13 protein-coding genes are annotated in these 19,704 nt (G+C 67.2%); 1 reads left to right on the top strand and 12 read right to left on the bottom strand.

Going from position 1 to position 19,704, the window contains the following annotated elements; all coding sequences use genetic code 11:
- Window positions 1-104 precede the first annotated feature (104 nt).
- The 11 genes from AWB92_RS31235 to AWB92_RS27120 form a co-directional block, all read right to left on the bottom strand.
- Window positions 105-2,192 carry a PE family protein gene (locus AWB92_RS31235; protein WP_206601310.1) on the bottom strand — a complete coding sequence of 696 codons (2,088 nt, stop codon included), beginning with the start codon at window positions 2,190-2,192 and terminating at the stop codon, window positions 105-107.
- 610 nt (window positions 2,193-2,802) lie between these two features.
- Entirely contained in the window at window positions 2,803-4,218 is a 1,416-nt protein-coding gene (locus AWB92_RS30925; protein ID WP_085191185.1) for a PE family protein, read from the bottom strand.
- A gap of 287 nt (window positions 4,219-4,505) precedes the next feature.
- Window positions 4,506-5,537 carry a PE family protein gene (locus AWB92_RS31230; protein ID WP_085191414.1) on the bottom strand — a complete coding sequence of 344 codons (1,032 nt, stop codon included), beginning with the start codon at window positions 5,535-5,537 and terminating at the stop codon, window positions 4,506-4,508.
- Between the two features lie 355 nt (window positions 5,538-5,892).
- A complete protein-coding gene (locus AWB92_RS27155; RefSeq protein ID WP_085191412.1) occupies window positions 5,893-7,419 on the bottom strand; it encodes a PE family protein in 1,527 nt (508 codons plus the stop codon).
- Window positions 7,420-7,763: 344 nt separating this feature from the next.
- Window positions 7,764-9,317 (bottom strand): PE family protein, encoded by a 1,554-nt coding sequence (locus tag AWB92_RS27150; RefSeq protein ID WP_158090421.1) that lies wholly within the window; start codon window positions 9,315-9,317, stop codon window positions 7,764-7,766.
- Between the two features lie 280 nt (window positions 9,318-9,597).
- Window positions 9,598-10,989, bottom strand: coding sequence for a PE family protein (locus AWB92_RS27145; RefSeq protein ID WP_085191181.1), 1,392 nt, complete (start codon window positions 10,987-10,989; stop codon window positions 9,598-9,600).
- Between the two features lie 137 nt (window positions 10,990-11,126).
- The gene (pheT, locus tag AWB92_RS27140) at window positions 11,127-13,613 is read right to left on the bottom strand and encodes a phenylalanine--tRNA ligase subunit beta (RefSeq protein ID WP_085191179.1); all 2,487 of its coding nucleotides are present in this window, start codon (window positions 13,611-13,613) and stop codon (window positions 11,127-11,129) included.
- Window positions 13,613-14,656 (bottom strand): phenylalanine--tRNA ligase subunit alpha, encoded by a 1,044-nt coding sequence (gene pheS / locus AWB92_RS27135; protein ID WP_085191177.1) that lies wholly within the window; start codon window positions 14,654-14,656, stop codon window positions 13,613-13,615. Before pheS ends, pheT begins: the two co-directional genes overlap by 1 nt.
- Window positions 14,657-14,780: 124 nt before the next feature.
- Complete coding sequence (locus AWB92_RS27130; RefSeq protein WP_085191410.1) at window positions 14,781-15,587, bottom strand: rhomboid-like protein; 807 nt, start codon at window positions 15,585-15,587, stop codon at window positions 14,781-14,783.
- A gap of 18 nt (window positions 15,588-15,605) precedes the next feature.
- Entirely contained in the window at window positions 15,606-16,448 is an 843-nt protein-coding gene (locus AWB92_RS27125) for an adenylate/guanylate cyclase domain-containing protein (protein ID WP_241523622.1), read from the bottom strand.
- 201 nt (window positions 16,449-16,649) lie between these two features.
- Window positions 16,650-17,534 (bottom strand): PE family protein, encoded by an 885-nt coding sequence (locus tag AWB92_RS27120; protein ID WP_158090420.1) that lies wholly within the window; start codon window positions 17,532-17,534, stop codon window positions 16,650-16,652.
- A 262-nt stretch (window positions 17,535-17,796) separates the two neighbouring features.
- Between AWB92_RS27120 and AWB92_RS27115 the strand changes: the two genes are divergently transcribed.
- Window positions 17,797-18,855 carry an oxygenase MpaB family protein gene (locus AWB92_RS27115; RefSeq protein WP_085191172.1) on the top strand — a complete coding sequence of 353 codons (1,059 nt, stop codon included), beginning with the start codon at window positions 17,797-17,799 and terminating at the stop codon, window positions 18,853-18,855.
- Window positions 18,856-18,868: 13 nt separating this feature from the next.
- On the opposite strand, the gene AWB92_RS27110 is transcribed toward AWB92_RS27115, so the two are convergent.
- Window positions 18,869-19,558 carry a PE family protein gene (locus tag AWB92_RS27110; protein WP_241523605.1) on the bottom strand — a complete coding sequence of 230 codons (690 nt, stop codon included), beginning with the start codon at window positions 19,556-19,558 and terminating at the stop codon, window positions 18,869-18,871.
- Window positions 19,559-19,704 lie beyond the last annotated feature (146 nt).

Raw genomic sequence — 19,704 nt, 5'->3', positions numbered from 1 at the left:
CAGGTCGAACCGGAGGCGGTGTGCGCCCAGGAGGTCGCGTCGGGCAAGGCGTCGCTTCGCTTCGGAAGAGCGAGGCCTACACGACTCTCCTGGGCGCCACCGGGCTATGCGGCGATCCCGATGCCCAAGCTGGCGTCGATAGCCGCCTGCAGCGAGAGCTCGAGGTCGGTCAGGGCGGTGTTGATGGACACGACGAGCGAGCCCCCGGTCTGCTCCAACGTGTTGGCCGCGCCGGACAGGCCGGCCGCCAGGGCGGTGCCGAGTCCCAGCACGCCGGGAGTGCCCACACCCAGGGTCGCCGCGAAACCACCGAAGAGCGCACCACCGATCTGGGCCGCGGTGTTCTCCCAGATATTCGCCAACGCGTTGCCCGTGCCGGCCAACCCGGCCAAGCCCGTCGCGAGGCTCCCGCCCAGGGTTTCACCCGCGTGGACCAGGCCCCCGAGGCCGCCGGTGAGGCCGCCTGTCAGGGATCCGGTGGCCTGTAGCAGGCCGTTCAGCGCGGCGCCGAGGTTAGCCGACAGCGCCCCATTGATAGTCAGTCCCAAGTTGGGAATGGACAGCGTCGACAACGCCGCAGCGAAGTTGGCGGCCAGGTTCTCGCCGGTCTGGATCGCCGCGTTCAGGCCCGCTCCGATGTTGCTGGCGAAGTTCGCCGCCAGCGTCTCACCGGTCTGGATAAACGCGTTGAGGTTGGCGCCCAGGTTCAGGCTTCCGGACAACATCGCGTTCAGCGACGCACCCAGCCCATTCAGCGACGCGCTGATCGAACCACCGATCCCGTTCAACGCCGCGCTCAATCCCACACCGAGCGCACCCAGGTTAGGCAGCGTGAGCGGGGGCAAGGCCGGGAAGGTGAAAGGCGGCAGCGTCAACGCCCCGGACAACACCGCGTTCAGCGCGGCGTTGATGTCCGCGCCGATGTTGGGCAGCGTGATCGGCGGCAACCCCGGCAACGGCGGCAACGTGAAGCTCGGCAGCCCCGGCAGCGTCAAGTTGATCGCCGGCAACCCCGGCAACGTCAAATTCAACGCCGCGTTCAGCGCCGCGGAGATGTCGGCCCCCAGGTTGGGCAGCGTGATCGCCGGCAACCCCGGCAACGGCGGCAACGTGAAGCTCGGCAGCCCCGGCAGCGACAGGTTGATCGGCGGCAGCGTCAACGCCCCGGACAACACCGCGTTCAGCGCGGCGTTGATGTCCGCGCCGATGTTGGGCAGCGTGATCGGCGGCAACCCCGGCAACGGCGGCAACGTGAAGCTCGGCAGCCCCGGCAGCGTCAAGTTGATCGCCGGCAACCCCGGCAACGTCAAATTCAACGCCGCGTTCAGCGCCGCGGAGATGTCGGCCCCCAGGTTGGGCAGCGTGATCGCCGGCAACCCCGGCAGCGACGCAAGGAAGTTCGCCGCCAGCGTCTCACCGGTCTGAAGCGCCCCGTTGAGACCCGCCCCGAGGTTGCCGGCCAAATTACCCAGTCCGTTAATTCCAGCGGCGAGGTTGGCGGCCAAGCCATTTAGGCTGCCACCCAAGCTGGCCGACAAGGCCGCGTTGAGGTCAAGACCGAAGTTGGCGTTCAGCAGCGCCTGAAGCGCGGCGTTGGCCTGAGCAATGAGCGGACCACCCATGGCCGACAGGGCCGCGCCCGCATTTTCAAGGGCCACCCCGGCCTGGACGATGGCGTTGCCGGTTTGGACCAGCCCGTTGCCGAGACCCGACAGGAACAGGCCACCGGTCTGGAAAGCGATTCCGCTGAGCCCGGCGCCGAGGAGAGTTTCGATGGTGCCCCCAAGCGAAGCTCCCAGGCTGCTGGTCAAGCCGGCCGACAGTGACCCGCTGATCGCGGCGCCCAAACCGGATATGGCGCCGCCGATCTCGGCGGCCAGGTTCCCGCCGCCCGAGAGCACCGCGGCGCTGTTGGCGACCTCCGCCGCCGCATACGCGGCCGCCCCGCCGCCCAACGTGTTGACGAACGCGTTGTGGAACGCCGCCGCCTGGGCGCTGAGCGCTTGGTACTCCTGTCCGAAGTTGCCGAAAAGCGCGGCGATGGCGGCCGATACCTCGTCACCCGCCGCGGGCGCCAAGCTGGTGGTCGGGGCGATTATCGCCTGGGTGACCTCATCCAGGGACGCGCGAATACCCGCAAGATCTTGGGCTGCCACCTCGACGAGATCGGGAACTGCAACGACGAAAGACATGTTCATCTCCCCACGCGAATGAACGACATATACGTTTGTAAGCCCGAATTATCGAGGCAAGGCGAGCGTAATGGTGTGCCACACAAGCACATTCGAAAATGATTGTTTTCAACCGAGTCTGGCGCGTGTATTTACGATTCTGCGCGACCCGAATGCCCCCGATGTGCGGTCCGAACGAGACCCAGCATACCGTAGGCGCGGCGGTCGCGATACTTAAGGTACAAATCCCTTGCTATTGAACAAATTTCAGTCCGTCGGGCCTCCCTCGTCGTTGCATTTGGGCTGCAGGTGACCACGTTTGGCATGTGGCGAATAAGGAGGTTTCCGGACTGCGCGCGTTTTAAACATCGCAACGCGATTTTATCCATTATTGGTATTCGCGTACCGAAAACAAGGGAATGACAAGCTGTTTCCGCAAGCGCTCGTCGCGACGACTGGCTGAACGCTGGCACGCCGAATTATCCGGTCGAGCGGTTAGGACCGATGAGACCGCCAGCAGAGGTAAGCCGGGCTGCCGCATATCACGGTAGACCAAATTGGTATCCGCGTACCGAAACGTCAGGATTGACAAGGACTTTCCGTTGACGCCCGTCCTGAGACCAACCCCGAACTAGAAGGTTGGGAGAGCTATTGAGATCAGCGGTGGAGGCGGCGCGGGCGCGCCGATCGCCTGGGCGAGCTGTTGCGGCAGGTAATTCACCAGGAAGGGCAGCAACCCGCTGAAGGGTGTGCTGCCGGCCCCGATGCTGACGTTGATCGGTGGCAGAACGGTGTTGTCGAGAAGCGTGACCGTCGCCGTCACCGGGTAGTAGCCGGGCGCATGAAGTATTCCGTCGAGCGGGAAGTCGGCGACCACGGTGACGTTGGCGACGCTCCCGATGGCGGGCCCAGTGAGACTGGATAGGTTGAGCGCGTAGGGATATGTCGCCTGGCCGTTGAGGAAGCCGTTGACGATGAAGGCGGGTGCATCGACGAGTGCCGCGAATGCCGCGGGGGCGTTGCCGGTCTGCACGGCCGTCGCGAACGTCCCCGCGCTGTAGGCGGCCGCATCGATCGTGGCGGCGGGCGGGCCCATGAGGCTGGCTGCGAACACCAACGGCAGCCCGACGGCGTTGTCCAGCGTCACGTCGGTGGGGATCGTGAGCGACTGCACCACCAGTGATGACGTGACGCCGGTATTAGTCAGCGTCCCAACGACATTGGCGACGTTCTGGGCGATATGGCCGGGTATGGCAACCACGGGCTGATAGTCGCCGGTCTGCAGTGCAGTCGCAATAGTCTGGCCGTAGCTCATCTGGTTGGCGACGACCTGCCGCAGGAACGGAAATGGATCGGCCAACCAACCACCCATCAGGCTCTGCAGGTTGTTCGCCGTGTTATAGACGAGCGCTTCGTATGGTCCCGCGATGCCCGTGAAGTAGGGTCCCGAGCTAGCTTGGATGTTGAACAGCCCGGGAAGTAGCGAATTGCTGACGCCGGCAACGGGATTCGCCAGGCCGGCCAGCGTCGTCGGCAACCCGGGAAGCGCGCTCGTCAGCAGTGTGCCCAGGTTGTTCCCAAGCGAGCCCAGGTTTCCCAGGGGGCCCAAGACGCCCCCGAGCGAGCCCAAACCGTCAAGCAGCGAGCCGCTCGGGGTCCCACTCCCGAGGAGCCCACCAAGCAGCCCGGCTGCGCTGACGGCCTGGGCAGCGCCGGCCCCTGCCTCGGCGGGCGTGGTGACCACGTTCGCCACAGCTTGTTCGGCGTTGGCGAGCTCGGCTCCGGCATAGGCGCCCGCGCTCTTGGTCAACAATCTGACGAACTCGGCATGAAACGCCTGGGCATGGGCGCTGAGCCCTTGAAATTCCTGCCCGACCTTGGCGAACATCGCGGAGACGACGGCCGATGTCTCGTCCGCCGCGGCGGGCACTATCGCCGTCGTGGGGTCCGCAACCAGTCCCGTCGCCTCGGCCAACGAGGCCCGAATACCCGCCAAATCCCCTGCTGCCGCCTCAACTGCCTCCGGCGCCGCGATCACAAAAGACATGTCCTGCCACCTCGATTCACCGGCTGCGACTACCCGGTGAACGTCGAAGTAAACACGAGTTGAATAGCGAGTTTTGATTTGCTCGGGGAAACCGAGGATTGATTCGGGTCTCTCGGTCGGCGCTGGGGGTGACCGCTGGAGCGCGGCGTCAACGCAACTCGGAATGGCCGAAACTATCTCCGCGACAGCATAATCCGGGACCCGAGCTTCGATCTTGGGGTGGCGATCTTGACGACGACGAGCACGCCCCGCGCGACGCGCTCTGCAGGCGCCAGAAGGCGCGTCAATTAACCGCCGAAGGAGGACGCAAGCAGTTTGGGCGCGTAGTCCAGCAGGGCGGGAACGATTCCGCCGACGGGCGGGCCGCTGACGCTGATCGAAGTCCCGAGGAGCGATGCCGTCGTCGTAAACGGTTGCACGGGCACGAGGAGCCCGGAGAAGGGAACGTCGGCCGTCAGGCCGGGCGCCAGCATTACGGGTAGCGTCTGCTCGCCGTTGAGGAAAGCGTTGGCGATGTTGGCGGGGGCGTCGACGAACGCGGTGAACGCAGCCAGTGGGTTGCCGGTGCCAAGGGCCTCGAGAAACGCTGCGCCGCTTAGTGATGCCGCGAGGCCGGCGTTGACCGGCGCGCCCAACGCGTCAAAAGCCAGCAACTCCGGCAGTCCCAGGCCGACGGCAAACGATGGCGGATTAATGGACGTCACGGTCAGCGAGGCGGGAACGATCAGGTCGCGGAGAAGGTTGGCGGAGCCCAGCGCGAACTGCCCGCCCGTGCCCAGGATGGGCAGCGGGTTGCCGGTCTGCAACGACCCGAGGATCAGCTGCGGGTTGGTGTAGGTGCTCATCGCCTTGAACACGGCGGGCGCAGTGACCGTGGTCCAGGTGTTGCCAATGCCCTGCAGGTTGGCAGCCGTATTCGCGGCCAGGCTTTCGTACGGGCCCGCGATTCCGAGCGCGTCGCTGGTCGCCGCGGCCGCACCTCCTCCGATCAGCCCCTGCGCCGGAGCGTCCACTGCGCTCGCCAGGGCCTGCTCGGCATTCGCCGCTTCCGTGCCGAGGTAAGCCTCCGCGCCGGCGTTCATCAGGTTGACGAACTGGGCGTGAAACGCCTGAGCTTGCGCATTGATGGCTTGGTACTCGTGGCCGAAGCTGTCGAACAGCGCCGCGATTGCGCCCGACACCTCATCCTGGGCCGCAGCCACCACCCCGGTCGTCGGGCCGGCGGCGGCGGCGCTCGCCTCGCTGAGCGCTGAGCGGATTCCCGCCAGGTTCTGGGCTGCCGCCTGGACCAATTCCGGCTGCGCAATGACAAACGACATCGCCGTCTCCCATCGGCTCATCAGCAGGATCACCGGATGGTGACCAAGATGAACATGAGGTTAAAGGGACCAGTGTGCGAGCGGAGGAAATTGCGCATTTTCGTGGCACCTGTGGCGTCACGATTTCGCCACGAAAGCGCCCACTCGAGCCGAGCGGCGCCTACCCAGCGGGGGTGATCGCCAGTGCGAGTTGCTGGGCGCGTAGATCAGCAGTCCGGTCCCCCATCGCTTCATTCGACGGTCGCCCGACGGTCATCGAGCTGAATGTGGGCTTTGTGGCAACCCGTTCACCACGCCGAGAAATGGCGGTTTTAGTGCGGCTATACCGCCGAAAGGCCGGCTCGCGACGGCGACGTCAGGGGGTGATGACCGCCGCGAGTTGCGACCCGAAGCTCAGCAGGCCCGGGATGAGACCGCCGATTTGAGTGCCCGGAAGCGGGCCTCCACCCCCGCCAAGCTGAATGGGGCTGAGCGGAGTGAGGAGCCCACCCAAGGGGACCTCGGCCACCGAGTTGAGGGTCAAGAGCGGCTGGCCGGCAACCGTCACCGTGACGGGCAGCGTCGGCAGGCTGATGAACGTTTGGCCATTGAGGAAGCCGTTCGCAACGGCGCCCGGAGCACCGATCAGCGCGGCTGCCGCCCCCAACGGGTCGCCCGTCTGCACCGCCGTGACGAACGCGAGCGCGCTCGAATTCAGGGCGCTCAAGGCGTTGGCCGGCGCGCCGATCGCGTCCAGGAGGAACTGCAAGGGCAAGCCGAAGGTGATGCCGAGGTCCGCGGGATTAAACGTCGCCCCGAAGTTGGTGAGCGTCTCGACCACGTTGGTGAAGTTCTGCGCCATCTGCGCGGGGATAGATCCAGGGGGGAACAGGTTTGCGACGTTCTGCGCCATCTGTCCGGGGATGGCAAGGATCGGGGCGAGGTCTCCCAGCGGGCCGAGCGGTGTGACCGGAAGGAGCGTCGCGGTGGGCGACCCGAGTTGGCCGATGTCGAAGCTGATGGGCTGGAAACCGGGCAGCACAACGTTTTCCAAGCCCTGCGCGACGGCGTTCACCGCGCCCTGGATGTCGCCGCCGGCGAGGGTCTGACCTGCCGCCTGGACGCTGGCGGGCAAGCCGCTCAGCCCGGTGACGAGGTCGGTGCCGGCATTCTGCAGCCCCGTGACGACGGTCTGGGCGTAGCCGATCTGGTTGGTGACCAGTTGCTGCAGCAGCGCACCGGGGTTCAGCGTCGACAGGCCCTGGATGCCGGTTTGGATGGCCGCCGGCAAGCTGGCCAGCTCGGCGGGCAGGTTTTGGATGCCGGTCACGATCGACGAACCGATCGTTTGCGCGTAGCCGATCTGGTTGTTGGCGAGCTGGTGCAGGAACGGGAACGGGTTGGCGGTGAAGGTGCTTCCGATCGCCTGCAGGTTGGTGACCGTGTTCGAGACCAGCGCCTGGTACGGCGCCGCCACGGCAGCGCCAAACGAGTTGAGGCCGGTGATCGCCGCGGAGGCGCCACCCGTGGGGAGCGAACCCAGACCGATGGGCGAGCTGGCGATCGCGTTCGAAATCGCTTGCGCGCCAGACTGCATCTCGCCACCGACGACCTGGGCGGCGTTGGCGGCCTCTGCACTCGCGTAGGCGCCCGCCCCCGCGTTCATCAAGGAGACGAACTGCTGATGAAAGGCCTGCGCCTGGGCGGTCAGCGCCTGAAATTCCTGGCCGAAGTTGCCGAACATCGATGCGATCGCGACCGATACCTCGTCCTGAGCGGCCGTGGCGATCCCGGTCGTGGGACCGGCCGCCGACGCCGCAGCCTCCGCAAGCGACGAACGAATACCGGCGAGATCCTGGGCCGCGCTCTGCACCAGGTCCGGCGTTGCGATCACAAACGACATTTCCACCCTCTCCTCGGGCACTAGCCGGATGACCACCGGTCATCCGATATTCAGTGCGAGACCAACAGGGACCCCGCGCCGGCGCGGCGCGGAACCCCGCTCGAGTCATTCGCTGCCGGTTACCGGCCGGGAACTTACCCGGCAGTAACCCTTGACAGACACGAGCCTAATAAGCCCACGGCTCCAACGAAAAAGACAATTTGCGTTTTCACAGCTTTCGTTACGGTTGGCGATGTTTCAGGGTGACGCGCCAAATCCGCAGCTCGAGAGGCCCGTCGGACGCGACGACGGGCGGGACGCCAGCCAATCCGACGCCCCGCCCCTCAACGAATAGGTACGGCCGATCAGGTAGCGGCGATGTCCGCCGCCAGCTGGGCGGGGAAGCTAAGCAGCCCGGGAATCAGTCCACCGATCGGGGTTCCACCTGTGAGTTGGAGCTGCGCGAGATCGCCCCCGCCGAGGTCGACGAACACCGAAGGAAGGCTGAGCGGCGTGAGGATCCCCCCCAGCGGAAGGTACGTAGTCGACGGAAGGGTAAAGCCGAACAAGCTGACCGCGGCCGGTGGCAGCGGGACGAGCATCGAGCCATTGAGGAAGGCGTCGGCGACGACGGCCGGCGCATCGAGGAGCGTGGCCGCGAAGGCGGATGCGTTGCCGGCCTGCGCCGCGCCTACGAGGGCCACCCCGGTGGAGTTGAGCGCGCTCAACGCGTTCGCCGGGCCACCGATCCCGTCCAAAATGAGCTGCAGCGGGATCCCAAAGCTCAGATCGGCGACATTACTGATGGTGAGCGTCGTCCCCAGGTTGGTGAAGGCGCTGACCAGATTGGTGGCGTGCTGCGCCATTTGGGCTGGGATAGAGCCGGCGGGCAGCAGGTTGGTGACGTTCTGCACCATCTGCGCTGGTATCGCCAGGATCGGGGCGAGGTCTCCCAAGGGACCGATCGGCACGATGTCGATGACAATCGACGTATCACCCGGGCCAACCTGAACGCCATTGAAGCCGGGCAGGAAGGCGTTGATGAGCGCTTGGTTGATGGCGCCGTATGCGCCACTGTTGTCCCCGGCGAGGAGGTCCTGGGCGGCCGTCTGGAAGCCCCCCGGCAGGGTTTGGATTCCGGTGACGAAATCTTGGGCGGCGCTTTGCAGACCGGTTACGACGGTCTGCGCGTTGCCGATCTGGTTGCTGATCAGCTGCTGTAGCACTGCACCGGGATTGACCGTCGAAAGGCCTTGCAGCGCAGTCTGAATCGTCGCCGGCAAGTTCGCCAACGTGGCGGGCAGGTTCTGAATACCGGTCGCGATCGTCTGCCCGTAGAAGATCTGGTTGTTGACGAGTTGGCGCAGGAAAGGGAACGGATTGCTCACCACGGTGTTGCCGATGGCCTGCAGGTTGGTGACGGTATTCGAGGCCAGCGCCTGGTACGGCGCGGCCACCGTGGCGCCAAACGATCCAATTCCGCTCATCAGCGCGGACGCCCCGCCCGTCGGAAGCGAACCCAGACCAATCGGCGAGCCGGCGATCGCGTTCGAAATCGCTTGCGCGCCGGACTGAATCTCCCCGGCGACCCCACCGAGGCTCTGCTCGATCCCGCCGCCCAGCACCGTCTGCGTGGCGTTCGCGGCCTCGGCGCTGGCGTAGGCGGTCGCGCCGGCATTCATCAACGAGACGAACTGCTGATGAAAGGCGTGCGCCTGCGCGCTGACCGCCTGGAATTGCTCGCCGAAGTTGCCGAACATCGATGCGATCGCAACCGACACCTCGTCCTGGGCCGCGGTCACGATCCCAGTCGTGGGCGCCGCCGCGGTCGCTGCCGCCTCGACCAGCGACGAACGAATGCCCGCCAAATCGGTGGCCGCGCTCTCGACCAGCTCCGGCGTTGCGATCACAAATGACATATCCACCCTCTCCTCGGCCACTGGATGATGACCAGTGGTCACCCACTTGGACATAGCCGAATAAGGCCTCGCGCACGTGACGTGCGCGAGGCCCCCCTCGGCTGTTCTTGCTGTCGCTTACCGAGCAGTAAACTTACCCGCGGGTAAGCAAGACAGACGTGAGTCTAATAAGGCGTCGCCTTTTGTCAATACGCGCGCAAGGATTCCCCGAAAATCGTTACGCTTGCGAACCGTTTCGGAGGCGGTGAGCCCAACACCGCAGCTCAGGGTAGCCGCACGGCTATCCGAGCGGCGTCGCGCCGATCGCCTGGGCGAGGGTTTCGGGAAGGAAGACCAGCAGGCCGGGGAGGATCCCCCCGAAGGCTGTGCCGCTCAGCGTGATGGATCCCGGCCCCAGCGCCGGGATGCTGAGCGAGGCGAACTGCAGGGGCGTGAGGACCCCGCCGACCGGGATCGCGGTGATCGTCTCGATACCGCCGGGACCGCCGAGCAGGGAAGGCAGCGGGAGCGCTGCCTGGCCGTTGAGGAAGCCGTTGGCGATGACGGCGGGGGCATCGATCACTGCGGCGACCGCCCCCAGCCCGTCGCCGGTTTGCACCGCGCCGATGAACGCGCTCGCACTCGATCCGACCGCCTGCAGCGTGGTGATCGGCGGCCCCAGCGCGTCAAGCGCGAGCACCACGGGCAACCCGATGTGCAGGTTGCCGGTGTTGAGATCCAGGGTTTGGGACACATCCGTCAGCGTCGTGAACAGATTGGTCGCGTGCTGCGCCACGGTTGCCGGAATCGTCCCGGCCGGAAGCAGATTCGTGAAGTTCTGCGCCATCTGCGCGGGGATGCCGAGGATGGGTAGCAGGTCCCCCAACGCGCCGCCGGGCACGATATCAAGGAGCCCGGTTACGGGGTCCACGGTGACATTGAGGTCGGTGAAGACGGGGGCCAAGAAGGCGCCGCCGACTTGCAGCAGCCCTCCGGTGACGTCACCGGACATGATGGTCTGAAGACCGGTCTGCAGGTTCACCGGCAGCGCGGTCAAACCGGCCACGAAATCGTTGCCGGCGTTCTGCAGCGAGGTGGCGATCAGCTGGGCGTAGCCGATTTGTTGGTTGACGAGCTGCTGCGCGAAGGACAGCGGGTTGATCGCTGAGAGCGCCGAGATGTTCGCCGGCAAATTGGCCAGCTCGGCGGGCAGGTTCGCCACCGCGCTCTGGAATCCCGTCGCGACGGTTTGGCCATACCCGAGTTGGTTGCTGAGGAACTGGTTCAGGAGCGGCGCGGGGTTCGCGCTGATCGCACTTCCGAGGCTTTGCAGGTTGTTCGCCGTGTTCGCGACCAACGCCTGATAAGGGGCCGCGACGGTGGCACCGAAGTCCAGCAGGACTTGCTCGACGTTGGCCGCCTCCGCACTCGCATAGGCGCCCGCTCCGGCGTTCATCAACGAGACGAACTCCGAGTGAAAGGCCTTGGCCTGTACGCTCATCGCCTGGAATTCCCGCCCGGCGTTCCCGAACATCGCGGCGATGGCGACCGAGACCTCGTCGCCGGCGGCGGCGGCGATCTCCGTGGTGGGACCCGTCGCGGTCGCGGCGGCCTCGGCCAGCGACGAACCAACACCCGCCAACTGCTGTGCGGCTCCATGCAGCAGCTCCGGCGCCACGCTCACAAACGACATACCAATCCCCTCGACTGTTTGCCCGATCACCAGTTCTTACTTGCAAGTAAGAACTTTTGGGCCTCGGCCGACGAAGACCATCGGCCAAATGGCGTAGAAAACCGCGCGAGGGGGTCGTAGATCCGCGGGCGCCGGTCTCAGGCGCGCAGTTCGGCGCCGACCACCTCGGCGGCGCGTCGCACGGCGGCGTCACGGGCCGCGCTCGCGTCGTCCTCAGTCAGCGTGCGATCCGGCGCCCGGAAGCGCAGGGCGAAGGTCAGGGATTTGCGGTCCTCGCCGATCTGCGGACCCGTGAACACGTCGAACAGCTGTAGGTCTTCGAGCAGTTCGCCGGCCCCCTCGCGAACGGCGTCCGCCACCGCCTGGGCCGGCACGTGCGCGGCCACCACCAGGCTGACGTCCTGGAACACGGCGGGAAACGGCGACACCCGCGGCGCCGGCAGCACGTCCACGATGGGGATCGCGTCGAGGTTCAGCTCCATCGCGCAGGTGCCCTTGGGCAGCGCGGAGCGCTCGATCACGGCGGGATGAAGCTGCCCCGCATAACCCACGCACGTCTCCCCGACGAGCACCTCGGCGCACCGGCCCGGATGCCACGGCAGGTGCTGGGCCGCCCGCAAACGAACGTCAATCCCACTGGCGCGGGCCACGATTCGCACCGCCTCGAACGCGTCCGCGGCTTCCACCCGGCGGCCGGGGCCCCAGGGGCCGCGCGGTTCACGCAGGCCGGTCAGCACCGCGGCGACGTGCTGCGGTTGTCGCGGCAGGGATGCGTCCAGCATCGCGATCTCGGCGTCGGTGGGCCGACGGTCGACCGGGATGAGCTCGACGCCGCGGGTCTCGTCGGTCGGCTGAACAACTTGGGCCAGGGCGAACAGCGCGGCGTCGACGATGCCGCGAGATACGTTGCGCCCCAAGGCTTCCAACAGCGCCGGCAGCAGCGTGGTGGCCAGCGCCGGGCGGTCGGCTTCCAGCGGGTTGAGCACATGCGTGGTCGCGCGCCGCGGGTCGTCGGCTGGCAGGCCCCACAGGTCGAAGATGCCGGCGGGCAAGAACGGCGTCGGCAGGATCTCCACGTAACCGGATTGGGCCAGCGACTTGCCGATCGCGCGGCGCCGCTTCTGCGCCGCGGTGAGGCCCCGCCCCGAGGGGGCCGCCGGCAGCACCGACGGGATGACTTCCAGCCCCTCCAGCCGCATGACCTCCTCGACGAGGTCGGCGGGCTGCAACAGGTCGGGGCGCCAACTCGGCGGCGTCACGATCAGGATGTCGTCGTTTGCGGCCACCGCCGCGCCGATCTGGGTGAGGCGCCGGGCCGTCGTGCCCGGGCCGTAGGCCACCCCGGCTATGCGGTCCGGCAGGCCGACGCTGATCCGGATCGGTGGGAGCGACCAGTCCTCGCGCGGCGGATCGCCCCGCCAATCGGTCAGCGTCGGCGACACCGCTCCCCCGGCGATCTCGGCGAGCAGCGCGGCGCACCGGTCCAGGGCGGCGACCGAGATGGCCGGGTCGACAGAGCGCTCGTAGCGGCGGGCCGCCTCGCTGGGCAGGTGGAGCCGTCGTTGGGTGCGCGACACCCCGGCCGGGTCCCACACGGCCGCCTCCAGCAGCACGTCGGTGGAGTCGTCGCGCACCTCGGTGGTGGCCGCGCCCATGACGCCGCCGATCGCCGCGGTCGCCTTGTCGTCGACGATGAGAACGTCGGCCGGATCGAGCCGCCGCTCGATGTCGTCCAGCGTGACGACGGTCTCGCCGGGCCGGGCGAACCGCACCGCGAGGCCCCCGGTTATGCGATTGCGGTCGTGCGCGTGCATGGGGTGGCCGAGCTCGAGCATCACGTAGTTGGTGACATCCACCGCGGGCGACATCGCGCGAATGCCGGCCAGCAGCAGCCGGCGCTGCAGCCACCACGGCGACACGGCGGTCGGGTCGATCCCGGTGACCGGGCGCAGCGCGAACCGGCGCACGCCCGTCTCCGGGTCCACCGTGAGCGGCCACGCCTCCCCCTCGACCGGCAGCGGTTTGATGTCGGCCGGGTCGACGAAGTTGAGCTCGTAGGCGCACGCGATCTCGCGCGCCACCCCCCGCACCGACATGCAGTAGCCGCGGTCGGGAGTGATCGCCAGGTGGAAAACGACGTCGTCGAGGCCGAGCACGTCGGCGCCCGAGGCGCCCGGCGCGGCGGTTTCGGGTGGCAGCACCAGGATCCCGGAATGGTCTGCGCCCATGCCGAGTTCGGCGGCCGAGCAGATCATGCCGTCGGAGCTGCGGCCGTAGGTCTTGCGAGCCGTGATGGCAAAGCCGCCGGGCAGTGTGGTGCCGGGCAACGCCACCACCACCAGATCGCCGACCGCGAAGTTGGTTGCCCCGCAGACGATCTCGCGTGGCTTGTCCTCGCCGACGTCCACCAGGCAGGCGCGGATGGGCTTCTTGAACTCGGTGAGCTCTTCGATGGAGGTGACGCGCCCGACCGTCAGCGGGCCGTCGACCGGGCCCAGGGTGACGACCTCTTCGACCTCGTGGCCGATGCGCACCAGGGTCTGCTCGATGTCGACGGGCGTCGCGTCCCAGCCCGGGGCGCCGGCCGTCACGACCTCGCGGAGCCAGCTCAAGGGGACGCGCATCAGGCACCCACCCCGAACGGCAGCGAAAACCGGATGTCGCCCTCGACCATGTCACGCATGTCCGGGATCCCGTTGCGGAATTGCAGGGTGCGTTCCAGGCCCATGCCGAACGCGAAGCCGGAGTAGACGTCGGGGTCAATTCCGGCGGCGCGCAACACGTTTGGATGCACCATTCCGCAGCCGCCCCACTCCACCCAGTCCGCGCCGCCCTTCTTGTTGGCAAACCACACGTCGACCTCGGCGGACGGTTCGGTGAACGGGAAGAAGTGCGGCCGGATCCGGGTGCTTGCCGTCGGCCCGAACTCGGCGCGCGCGAACGCATCCAGCGTCCCACGTAGGTGCGCCATCGACAGGCCGCGGTCCACCGCCAAGCCCTCGACCTGGTGGAAGACGGGCGTGTGGGTGGCGTCGAGCTCGTCGGTGCGGAACGTGCGGCCGATCGAGACGATGTAGACGGGCAGCTCCCGTTCCAAGAGCGTGCGGACCTGGACCGGCGACGTGTGGGTGCGCAACAGCTGGCGGGAATCCTCGGGCGCGATGTAGAAGGTGTCCTGCTCGCTGCGGGCGGGGTGGTCGGCCGGGAAATTCAAGGCGTCGAAGTTGAACTGCTCGGTTTCGACCTCGGGTCCCTCGGCCAGCTCCCATCCCATCGCGATGAAGGTATCGGCGATGTGCTCGGCCAGGATCGTGATCGGGTGCCGGGCACCGGGTGGCTGTCGGGTCGACGGCAGCGTGACGTCGATGCCCTCGGCGAGCAGGACCGCGGCGTCGCGCTCGGCTCGCAGTTCCGTCAGGCGTTCGTCGTAGCTGCGTTGGGCCTCGCCGCGCGCGGTGTTGACGCGCTTGCCCGCGTCGGCGCGCTCGTCCTTGGGGACGCTGCCCAGCGCCTGGCGCGCCAGCGCCAGCGGCGAGCGGTCCCCGAGGTGCTCGGTCTTGACCCGTGCCAGCGCGTCCAGGTCGTCGGCGCCCGCGATGGCGCGGCGGGCGGCCGAGACCGCCTCGGCCAACGCTTCCGGCGACAGGTCGACGGGTTGATCGCCCACGCGACGGCACTCTCCTTGCTGACGAGGCTGTTGAACGCGCCGGAATGCGCCCAGCGCAAGTGCCGATCATAGGTGATTCGGTGCGCGACGCTCGGTGCGTGCCGGGCCGTTTGCCGGCGGCTGATTAGCCGGTTGCGACCGGCTGCGGAGCGGCGTCAACCGGCAGAACCGGCACCACACCGCGTCCGGTGACGAATTGATAGGCCTTGTGGGCCGCCAGCGCGCCCAGGACCCCGAACACCGGCGCGGCGGCCATCGTCCCCCAGTGGTGCGCCAGGATCAGGAAACCGAAGCCCGAGGACGCCGCAAGCATCACGAGCCGCGTCGGCGTCCAGTGGATCGGCTGCCGGAACCGGGCGGACACCAGCACGCCCAGCACGACGGCCGCGGTGTGGCCCGCGTCGGTGAAATCGCCGCCGATGATCGCCGAGGCCAGGCCCGCCGCGACCCACCAACCGACCCATGCCGCGCGCCACCGTGCGGGGATCACCGCCGTCATCGCTCCGAGCACCGCCAGGGCGCCGTAACTCATCCCGACATCGCTGGCCCGGGTGATCGACACCGGCATCCAGCCGAACTCGACTGCCGCGGCGAGGGCGGCGGCCACCAGCAGGGTGGCGCCGATGTGGCCGACCAGGAACGCCACCACCAGCCGGATGGTGCGCAGGTGCAGCTCGGCGAGCGCGAGCAGGCAGGTCAGGAACGGCAACCAGAAGTACAGCGGTCCGGCGTCGACGACCAGCGCGCTGCCCAACAGAGTCCCCACGTGGCCGTGGGCCAGGTTGTGCAGGTTGGTGCTGGCTCGCTGGACGAGCACATCATGCGCGTGCGGGCCGAGCGCGATGAGCGCGCAGCTGATGGCGAGCAGCGCCGCCACATATCCCACGGTGAACCGGACCCGGGCAAGCCGGGAGAAGATGCCCCCAATCATTGCCATCCATTATGTGGACTAATTTGTTTCGGAAGTGTGATCAAAGGCTGTTAACTCCCTAAGAGTCTTGAGACGATATATCCCCAGGTCAGCGGGGACGCCGGCGGGCTTACCCGCGAATACGGGCTTACGTGCACGCTTGGCGACGATGCCCAACGCGTCCAGCTCGGTCTGCGGTATCTGATCTAACGTCGAGCTCGACACCATGATTCCACCTTTGGTGGCGCGTTCCATAACTCGAGCGGCGACGTTCACATCGACGCCGAGCCAGTCCGCGGCCATTCGCTGCGGCCGGCCGGTGTGGATCCCGACCCGCATCCGTGGCGTGTAACCCGCCACCTCAACCGATTTCAGCGCCTCGTTCGCGGCCAGCGATGCCCGCAAGGCGATCGTCGGATCGCGGAACACGGCCATGAGCCCGTCGCCCATGCGCTTGACGATGTGGCCCCCAGCGTCGAGCAAGGGCGGCTCGACGGCCCGTGCCACCCGTCGCAGCAGGGTGAGCGCCGCCTCGTCGCCCGCTTGCAGCGACCATGTCGAGAAGCCGACCAGGTCGGTGAAGACCAGCGTGACCTCCGGGTTTGCCGGTCGTCGGGAAACGGTCTCGGTCAGCGCCTGCCACACCTGCAACACACCGAGGCTGAGCTCGCGCGACGCCGCGTCTCGATCGCCCAGCAAACGGTCGGCGGCGCGGGCCGCGGCCCGGGGGCCTCCCTCGCCGGCGGTGGACAACGGGTCGCCGAATTCCGGATCTCCCGGCAACAGCCGTCGCGCCCGTCGCAGAAACGACACCACACCTGGGCTGTGATTCGTGGAGTGCAGCCAGCGCGCAGGAGACCGCCGCTCCGAAGCCGGGGGCACCGTCGCCACCGCTTCGCGGTCGGTCTCCACATCGGTCTCCGAGGCCTCGCCCGGGTCCGGATCGTGCGGCGCGAGTTCCACTTGGCCAGGTTAGGTGCTGTCAGGAGAAGCGGGCAATGACGGTCGCCGCGTGTGTGTCACATCTCGCAGGGAACGTCGGCCTCGCGATTCCACAGTCGCCACCGCGAGGCGCGCTGACGGTTAGCCGGCGCTCATGATGCCGGCGAGGAGGCCACCGAACTCAGTGCCGCTCAACGGGAAGGAAGTCACCGTCCCGTCAGTCGAGGTGAGGCTGAACGTAACGGGCTGGAGCGGGGCTAACAGCCCTCCGAAGGGAATCGTCACCGACCCCGTCGAATATCCCGAACCCGACGGCGCCGCCTGGGTGATCGTCACGGATTGCTGGCCATAGAGGAAACCGCTGCCGACGTTCGCGGGAGCGGTGACGAGCGCGGTAAGGGCCGCCACCGGGTTCCCGGTCTGCACCGCGCCGACAAATGCCGCGCCGCTGGCGTTGAGCGCGGCCAGCCCGTTGATCGGCGCGCCTATCGCGTCAACGGCCAGCGCGAGTGGCGCGCCCACTTGGAGGGTTCCTGAGGTAATGGTGACTCCCAGTATCGAACCTTCCCCATACAGCGTCAGCACCACCGGACCGAGCGGGGTGAGCGTATTGATGATGGGAATGGCGATCTCTAGACCGACCAAACCGCTGAGCAGGCCCGTGCCGGTGGATTCCAGGGCGCCGGTCAGGGCGCCCAAGCCGCCGCCAGTGGACAACGCCTCGATGGGTCCATTCACCGCGTTCAGCAAGGTCTGCTGGGCGTTCGCGGCCTCGGTGCCGACATACATGCCAGCGGTGGTGGTCAAGGCGCCCACGAACCGGTCACAGAAGGCCCGCGATTCAGCGCTGAGCGCCTGAAATTCCTGGCCAACGTCGCCGAACAGTCCCGCGATTGCAATCGACAGCTCGTCCTGAGCCGCGGGCGCGATCACGGTGGTGGGGCCTGCGGCCACCGCGCTGGCGGAGTCCAGCACCGAGCCGATGCCCTCCAGGTCCCCGGCCGCCGCCGAGACGATATCCGGCACAACGCTGAGAAAAGACATAGTCGGTCCCCCTTGGACTCGCGACCGCGGTCACGAAATCGAGCACTGAGTGTACTGGCGCGGGGCGGGCGCTGGCCTCACCTCCGGTCGACGTGCGACCACGTACCCATACGCGCCCCCCGGCAAACGTCCGTATCACGACGCCGCCACGCCGACGCGGAATCTGCATAACAACGGCGCCGCCGGCGTCCCAAATCATAGACAACGTGCGTTGTCAAAGTTATCGTGAGCCCAGGAGGCCGAGATGACTGCCATACCAACGACATCCGCGGATCCCCTCGGACCCGACTCGCTCACCTGGAAGTACTTCGGTGACCTCCGCACCGGAATGATGGGCGTCTGGATCGGCGCGATCCAGAACATGTATCCGGAACTGGGTGCGGGCGTCGAAGAGCATTCCATCCTGTTGCGCGAGCCGCTGCAGCGAGTGGCGCGCTCGGTCTATCCGATCATGGGCGTGGTCTACGACGGCGACCGCGCCGCCCAGACCGGTCAGCAAATCAAGAGCTATCACCGCACCATCAAGGGCGTCGACGGTGCGGGGCGCCGCTACCATGCGCTCAACCCGGAGACGTTCTATTGGGCGCACGCCACGTTTTTCATGCTCATCATCAAGGTGGCCGAGTACTTCTGCGGGGGCCTGACCGAAGCCGAGAAGCGACAGCTCTTCGACGAGCACGTGCAGTGGTACCGCATGTACGGCATGAGCATGCGACCGGTGCCTCGATCGTGGGAAGAGTTTCTGGAGTACTGGGACCGGGTGTGCCGCGAGGAGCTGGAAATCAATCAGGCGACGCTGGACATCTTCAAGATCCGCATTCCCAAGCCCAAGTTCGTGCTGATGCCGACGCCGATCTGGGACCAGTTGTTCAGGCCGCTGGTGGCCGGCCAGCGCTGGATCGCGGCGGGACTGTTCGAGCCGGCGGTGCGCGAGAAGGCGGGCATGCATTGGACGCTGGGCGACGAGGTGCTGCTGCGCGTGTTCGGGAAGCTCGTCGAGTTGGCCTTCTTGGCCGTTCCCGACGAGATCCGGCTGCATCCGCGCGCGCTGGCCGCCTATCGCCGCGCCGAGGGCCGGCTACCCTGCGACGCGCCGCTGGTGGAGGCGCCGGCGTTCATGGCACCGCCGCGCGACCGCCGCGGGCTGCCGATGCATTACTTTCCGCCGCGATCACGTTTCGCCCCCCGTACGCCGCTCGACCCCGCCAAGTTCCTGATGGAGCGCGCGGGATCCTTCGTGCACGGCACGCTCTCGCTGACCGGCTTGCGGCCCGCGCGGGGCCGGCGGCCCAGGGCGGCCTGAGCAGGCCGGGCGGCTACTGGATCGAAGCGTTGGGAAGCAGGCCGCCGAAGTAGGTGCCCGGGAACGAAAGCTGCAAATGGCTGATGTCGACGGTCACCCCGGTGATCGCGATCGCGGGCAATAACGTCCCAGTCACCGATGTCCCGTAGGAAAAATACGGAAGGGCTTGGCCCACGGATAAGAAGAACTGCCCGTTGGGGGCGACACCTTCGGTCCCGGCGGCCGACAGCAACGGCACGGCACCGAATGGGGTATTCAGGGCGACGCTGCCGTTCGCGATACCCAGCACTCCGCCGGTGCCGAAGGAAACGGCCGTCGCATTCAGCGAGATGCCGAAGGGACCGACGTTGAAGGTCTGGTTGAGACCGGGGAGGGTGACAGCCGCCGGCAGAGCCGCGGCCGGCGCGTTCCCGACGCCCGCCAACGTTTGCTGAGCGTTGGTCAGTTCGGTGCTCGCATATTGGGCCGCGGCGCCACTCAGCCCGTTCACGAACTCCTCGTGAAAGGCCGACGCCTGCGCATTTATGGCTTGAAATTGCTGCGCGTGCGAACCAAGCAGCGCCGTGATCGCGGCCGATACCTCGTCGGCGGCGGGAGCAGCGACCGAGGTGGTCTGGCTCGCCGCCGCTGCGCTCGCTTCGCGCAGCTCAGAACCCAAATTCTGTAAGTTTCCGCTTGCCGCCGCCACGATGTCGGGCGTCACGCTCAGCAATGACATTGTCGTGCCTCCCTGCCGTCGAAACTGTCGCTCCGCAGACCGCCGGACTAGCGACGAGACGCAAAGCCTAGCAGGCCGCGAGCACCGGAAAGTGTTATTGGCAAACTTTTCGCAACCAATCCCCGGATGCT

Source organism: Mycobacterium sp. IEC1808 (assembly GCF_002101935.1).
In the GTDB taxonomy this organism is placed as follows: domain Bacteria; phylum Actinomycetota; class Actinomycetes; order Mycobacteriales; family Mycobacteriaceae; genus Mycobacterium.
Note: the sequence above shows the minus strand (reverse complement) of the source record. Positions and strands in the feature narration are given on the sequence as shown.